This is a genomic window from Planktosalinus sp., assembly GCF_059864935.1.
On sequence record NZ_JCBCCK010000376.1, the window covers coordinates 1 to 6987 of the forward strand.

5 protein-coding genes are annotated in these 6987 nt (G+C 40.0%); 2 read left to right on the forward strand and 3 right to left on the reverse strand.

Going from position 1 to position 6987, the window contains the following annotated elements; genetic code table 11:
- Positions 1-1164: S8 family serine peptidase (locus AC6F75_RS11810; protein ID WP_500715219.1), on the reverse strand; the 1164-nt coding region annotated here is incomplete at its 3' end.
- A 173-nt stretch (positions 1165-1337) separates the two neighbouring features.
- The gene (locus AC6F75_RS11815; protein ID WP_500715220.1) at positions 1338-2201 is read right to left on the reverse strand and encodes an MBL fold metallo-hydrolase; all 864 of its coding nucleotides are present in this window, start codon (positions 2199-2201) and stop codon (positions 1338-1340) included.
- 151 nt (positions 2202-2352) lie between these two features.
- Between AC6F75_RS11815 and AC6F75_RS11820 the strand changes: the two genes are divergently transcribed.
- Positions 2353-2574: a hypothetical protein gene (locus tag AC6F75_RS11820; RefSeq protein WP_500715221.1), complete on the forward strand. Its 222-nt coding sequence runs from the start codon at positions 2353-2355 to the stop codon at positions 2572-2574.
- On the opposite strand, the gene lepA is transcribed toward AC6F75_RS11820, so the two are convergent.
- On the reverse strand, positions 2571-4367 hold the full coding sequence (gene lepA / locus AC6F75_RS11825) for a translation elongation factor 4 (RefSeq protein WP_500715222.1): 1797 nt from the start codon (positions 4365-4367) through the stop codon (positions 2571-2573). The genes AC6F75_RS11820 and lepA overlap by 4 nt on opposite strands.
- A gap of 223 nt (positions 4368-4590) precedes the next feature.
- Here lepA and AC6F75_RS11830 point away from each other — a divergent pair.
- Positions 4591-6987, forward strand: a 2397-nt coding sequence (locus tag AC6F75_RS11830; protein WP_500715223.1) for a TonB-dependent receptor domain-containing protein, incomplete at its 3' end; no start/stop codon positions are given.

The following is a 6987-nucleotide window of genomic DNA, read 5'->3' on the forward strand; positions in this document are numbered from 1 at the left end:
AGCGACCATTTCTTCGCCGTAGACATAGTTTAGTGCGCCCACTGTCAGGAAAGAATTTGTTAGGTTAGGGTTTGCTATTCTTTGATCATTTGGAAAAACAGTAAGGTTTTCGTCATCCAAGTTAAAACCATCATTTCCTGCGGCGTTGACAATCAGCACATCATTGTCTGATGCATATTTGATGGCATCATAGACCCACTCTGGATTTGTTGAATACATTTTTCCAAAGCTGGTGTTGATGACTTTTGCGCCATTATCTACCGCATAACGGATAGCCAGCGCGATGTCTTTGTCATATTCATCACCATCAGGCACAGCCCTGATGGCCATAATCTGAACACTTTGAGCCACGCCATTCATTCCAATGCCGTTGTTGCGTTGTGCGGCAATAATTCCTGAAACATGGGTGCCGTGCTTGGCGTCTTCTTTCTTAGGGTCCGGTCCGCTCACCTGATTGTTTCCAATGGGAACATCAGTAATGTCATAAGGGTCATCTCCAAGTGTTGCCCTGAAATCTTCATTGACATTAAAGTGGTAGTTCAAACGTGAAGAAAAGTATTTTACACCATCGCCCACCTCCTTTATAACCTCAGGGATATTATCGTTAAATGAAAACATTTGCCCCAAAAAAAAGATATCCCGCTGTAAGGAAATTTCATTTTCAAGTGCGCTTAAATCTTCAAGGGTGTAGTCTTCTTTTTGTAATTTTTCGGAAACCTTATCGTGAGCCGATTTCACAATATCATAAATAGACTCATATTGAATCTTGCTGCTCAGCGCCTCTTGCTTTTCTTTCAGATACTCTTCCCTGGCCTTTAAATAAAGGGAATATTCCTCCAAATCGGTCGGGTTGACATCACTTTTTATGACATTTTCATATTTCGGCGCAAGCCTGAGCATAATCCTCACATATTCCATTTGCTCGCCAACAATATCGCCCAGAAAATTCCAGCCGTGGATGTCGTCTATATATCCATTGCCGTCATCATCTATGCCGTTGCCGGGAATTTCACCGGGATTGGTCCAAATGACGTTTTTTAAATCTTCGTGCTCTATATCAATGCCGCTGTCAATCACGCCCACAATCACGGTTTGGCCTTTACGGTTTTTAATGATTTCGTCATAAGCGCGCTGAACACTCATTCCGGGGATGGTATCTTTCACAAGGTCTAAGTGAAACCAATTTTTTAATTGTTCGTCGGTTAATTCAGCAACTTTTTGCGGAACGATTGAAGAAACTTGTATGGGCTGAGCCTGCGATGATATTGATGTTCCGCACCCATATAGTAAGATTAGTGCAGTCGTTAAGGCGAAAGTTTTAAAAAGTTTAAGCATATTTATAAATTGAAAATTTCGTTAAATGAAAAGCGTTCTTTGAGCCTTACGCCTTTTTCGGTGTGTTCAACGGTAATGATTTCCTGATGGGCATCGTGCTCGAGAAAAAGATAATAGCCTTCATCAGCGGCTTTGTTTAAAAACAGCGCTTTTTCTTCAAGCGTTAATAGCGGCCTGGTGTCATAGCCCATCACAAATGCCAAAGGCACATGACCGGCAGTGGGCATCAAATCGGCCATAAAACACAGGGTTTTTCCTTTATAATTGATCATGGGAACCATTTGCTTTTCGGTGTGACCGTCTGCAAAAAAGATACCGAAATTAAATTCAGTTTGAGATTGGAAGGTTTCGCCCGTACGCTGAATAAAATTCAGTTGCCCGCTTTCCATAATGGGCATTATATTTTCTTTTAAAAAAGAGGCTTTTTCCCGGGCATTGGGGTTTGTGGCCCATTCCCAGTGTTTTAAATTGCTCCAGAACCGTGCATTTTTAAATGCCGGCTCATAGCCTGTGCGGTCTTTGTTCCATTGAATGCTTCCGCCACAATGATCAAAATGAAGGTGGGTGAGGAGCACATCGGTGATATCATCACGGTGAAACCCATGGTTTTTCAGGGAATCATCGAGATTGTGTTCGCCCCAGGGAAAGTAGTAGCCAAAAAACTTTTCGCTTTGTTTGTCGCCCATGCCGTTATCAATCAGGATCAGCCTATTGCCGTCTTCAATAAGCAGACAGCGCGCGGCAATGTCAATCATATTGTTGGAATCTGCAGGATTGGTTTTGTTCCAAAGGGATTTGGGCACCACTCCAAACATGGCACCGCCATCGAGTTTAAAATTTCCGGCTTCTACTGGATAAAGTTTCATGAGTTAAAATATTAATGCGATGCAAAATAAGAAAAGTGGAGCATTTAGTAGCGGCTTGGAAACTTTATTTATGCGATTTTTAACAAAAATCCTCACACACGAAAACAGCTTTCATTTTCGTTAGGTATCTTTGAAACCTTATCCTAACTTCATGAAAAAAGCATTTTTTATTCTTTCTATGTTTTCACTACTTATTTTTTCCTGTAAAAGTGATGATTTAGTAACATGCAGTACTTGCAGTTCAGAGATTACAATGGCCTTTGAATTGTGTAAGGAAGCCAATGGTAATGCCTCAGTAAATGGTCAAGACACCGGAGTGAAATACAATATTTATCTGGAAGGTTTGGTGAATGAAGGGGTGAGCTGCAATTAATCGTTCAACTTCAACACCGCCATAAACGCCTGTTGCGGAATTTCTACATTACCCACCTGACGCATACGCTTTTTACCTTTTTTCTGTTTTTCAAGCAGTTTTCGCTTCCGCGAAATATCTCCACCATAACATTTTGCAGTAACATCTTTTCTGAGTGCCTTGATAGTCTCCCGGGCAATGATTTTTGAACCAATTGCCGCCTGAATAGGAATATCAAATTGCTGTCTAGGGATAAGTTCTTTCAGTTTTTCACACATTTTCTTGCCGATATTGTGTGCGTTATCAACGTGAATCAGCGACGAAAGGGCATCGACTGTCTGCGCATTTAAAAGGATATCTACCCGCACCAATTTTGAAGTTCTCATCCCGATGGGGGAGTAATCAAACGAAGCATAGCCTTTAGAAACAGTTTTTAAGCGGTCGTAAAAGTCGAAGACAATTTCAGCCAGGGGCATGTCAAAAGTCAACTCAACACGTTCAGGGGTCAAATAAGTTTGATTGGTAATCATACCCCGTTTTTCTATACAAAGTGACATCACGTTGCCCACAAAGTCAGATTTGGTGATGACAGTTGCCTTGATATAAGGCTCTTCAACACGGTCAAGACTTGAAGGATCCGGCAAGTCTGACGGGTTGTTTACAATGATAACATCATTGGGGTGTTTTGTGGAAAAAGCGTGATATGATACGTTGGGGACAGTGGTAATAACCGTCATGTCAAATTCGCGTTCCAGCCGCTCCTGAATGATTTCAAGATGTAACATTCCCAGGAATCCACAGCGAAAGCCAAACCCTAAAGCGGCAGAGCTTTCAGGAATAAAAACTAACGAAGCGTCATTGAGTTGTAGTTTTTCCATGGAAGAGCGCAACTCTTCATAATCTTCGGTGTCTACAGGATAAATTCCGGCAAAAACCATGGGTTTTACATCTTCAAAACCTGCCACAGTAATTTTGGAGGGATTGAGGGCGTCAGTAATAGTATCACCCACTTTAACTTCGCGGGCATCTTTTATCCCGGTGATGAGGTATCCCACATCTCCGGCTTTGACTTCGTTTTTTGGAGCTTGTTTTAATTTAAGGGTTCCCACTTCGTCTGCATCGTATGTCTTACCTGTGGCAACAAACTTAATTTTTTGCCCTTTTTTGATACTTCCGTTTATCACGCGGAAAATGGTTTCCACGCCGCGAAACGGGTTATAAACCGAATCAAATATCAAGGCCTGAAGAGGCTCGTTTTCGTCACCTTTTGGTGGGGGAATGCGTTCGATGATGGCCGCAAGAATTTCATCAATACCAACACCTGTTTTGGCGCTGGCGGGAATCACATCTTCGTGGGCACATCCCAACAACTCGACTATATCATCGGTTACTTCCTCGGGGTTTGCGCTGGGAAGGTCTACTTTGTTCAAAACCGGAATGATTTCCAGATCGTTTTCAAGCGCCAGATAGAGGTTTGAAATGGTTTGTGCCTGTATGCTTTGGGCGGCATCTACAATCAGTAGCGCGCCTTCACAGGCAGCGATAGAACGGGATACTTCGTATGAAAAATCGACATGGCCAGGTGTGTCAATGAGGTTTAAAATGTATTTTCCATCCTTGTAAGTGTATTCCATTTGGATAGCATGGCTTTTAATGGTAATACCACGCTCGCGCTCCAAATCCATATTGTCGAGTAACTGGTCTTGTTTTTCTCGTGATGTTACAGAGCCAGTAGCGTCTAATAGCCTGTCAGCCAGAGTACTTTTTCCGTGGTCAATGTGTGCAATGATGCAAAAATTTCTAATGTTTTTCATGCTTTTCCGCCTCTCAATCTTTTGAATTTGCAAATATAATTTATTTCCAGTCATCACTTACAAAAATCATTTTTAAAGCTGGGATTTACACTTAATCAAAAAAAACGGCAATTTATCGTGTTTTATTAATATTTTTTTAACAATTTTGTAGCGTTAGTTTAGACTGGTTGTTTACCGCCCCAAAAAAACACACCCGGTCGTTCACTCTTTTGAAAGTTTAAGAATGTTGAGAACCCTATTTCTATTTTTACTTTCTGTGGGCAGCTTGATGGCTCAACAATATCAGGTGAATGGTTTTATAACTAATCAGGAAGCAAAACCGGTTTCGTTTGTCAATGTTGTTTTATTAAAACAAATTGACTCCGTTTTTGTTACAGGAACGTCAACAGATGAAAATGGATATTTTGAATTTTCAAATGTAAACAAAGGAGGTTATATTTTTAAAGCCAGCTTTATTGGCTATGAGGACCTCAACAGAGATTTAAATGTTGATTCTGACTTAAATCTGGGAACATTAATCATAAATGAGGTTTCAGAGTTTCTGGATGAAGTTACTTTAAGTATACAAAAACCCACAGTTCAAAGAGAAATCGACCGTTTGATTTTTAACGTTGAAAACACCTCCCTTTCATTGGGAAGTACTTGGGATATTTTAAGCAAAACCCCCGGTGTTATCGTTCAGCAAAACAGCATTTCCATTAGAAATCAACCGGCAACGGTTTATATCAACGATAGAAAAGTAAGCCTTACCGCAGATGAACTTAGAAGCCTTCTGGAAAGTTTTTCGGGAACAAACATTAAAAGCATTGAGGTGATTACAAACCCTTCGGCCAGGTATGATGCCGACAGTGGAATGGTTTTGAACATTGTTACCAGTAAAAACATAACCCCGGGCTATAAAGGGAATATTTCCGGCGGAATAACACAAGCCATATTTCCAAAATACAGGGTGGGTACCGCGCATTATTTTAAAAACGAATGGGTCAATATTGCCGTTGATTACAGCCTGAACAGGAGAAAAGAGCACAAAAATGACCTGAGCGATATCACTTTTTTTGATGCGCAAAACAACATTACAAATTACTGGGATACAGATTTTGAAAGAATTACCCGTTCTGAACTTCACAACATAAATGCGGCTCTGGATTTTACATTGAGCGAAAGAAGTAATTTAAATATTTCCTCCTCGATTTTTCTTGATCCGAAAACAACATATTCAAACAAAGAAGTTACCGAAATTTTAAATGCTTCGAAAACAATTGACTCGCTTTTCAACACAAACAGCCATCTGGAAATTGAAAAACACAACATTGCACTCGATGCGACTTTTAGCCACGTGATTAATGAAAAAGGCGCCAATATAAAAGCAAATATGCACTACACTAACTTTGAGCACAACAGAGATCAGCACTTAACTACAGGGTACTTTTCGCCAAGCGGAAATTCATTAAGCTCAAGCGCATTCAAAACAGATTCATACCAACAAATCAATATTTATATTGGCCAAATTGATTTTTCTTCCGAACTTTTTGGGATGAATTTTGACACCGGTGTTAAAGGTTCTGTCATTGAATCAGAGAGTGCTATGAACTTTTTCAATGAGATAGATAATACACTCGTGCCCAACCCTGAATTTACAGATAATTTTATATATGATGAAACCATATTTTCGGGATATGTAAGCTTTGCGAAAAATTGGGATCACTGGAGAATTAGAGCGGGGCTAAGGGGTGAATACACTGAAACTGAGGGCAACTCCATTTCTATGAATGAAAAATCCCAAAACGATTATATGGATTGGTTTCCTTCTTTTATACTGAATTACTCACCCAATGAAAACCACAGCGTTGGGGCGGCCTACAATAAGGGCATTTCACGCCCCAGATATGATTTACTAAATCCATTCAAGTATTTTATTAATGAAAATAATTTTACTTCCGGAAACCCCGATTTGGTTCCTTCAATTACCGAAAGGTACAGCATCAATTATTTAATTGAAAGCAAATACAATTTTGAACTTTACTTCCGTACCACAAAAAACGACATAGAAGTGTTGAGTTTTCAAAACAATGACGAACAATTTCTCAGGTCAGTTTCAACAAATATGATTGAAAGAAAAGGTTGGGGCTTTAACTTCCATTATGCAGGAAGCATTAAAAGCTGGTGGTATTTTAGCAATTACGTAGCGATGTTTCACGAAGAAAACACCTTTATCGCCATCGAAAGCAATAATGAGTTGGTTACTCTGGAAACAAACGGAATGTTTATCCAAATCTACAACTCATTTACACTCTCAAAAGACAAAACACTCACGGCAGATTTAACTTTTGCACATCTCACAGGATTTGTTTTTGGAACGTATATTATGGACCCGTTTACGACGGTTTCGCTGGGCGTAAGAAAATCACTCTGGGACAATAGAGCTTCACTATCCCTTACGGCAAATGATATTTTTAACACTACAAGCCGAAGATTGCGAGCAGACTTTTTGAATCAAAGGAACAGTTATTTCGCCATCGAGGAAAACCAATACCTTCAAATGGGTTTTATTTATAATTTTGGAAACTTTTCTTTACGCGAAAACACCAGACAAATCAGAAACGAAGAACGCACCCGTATC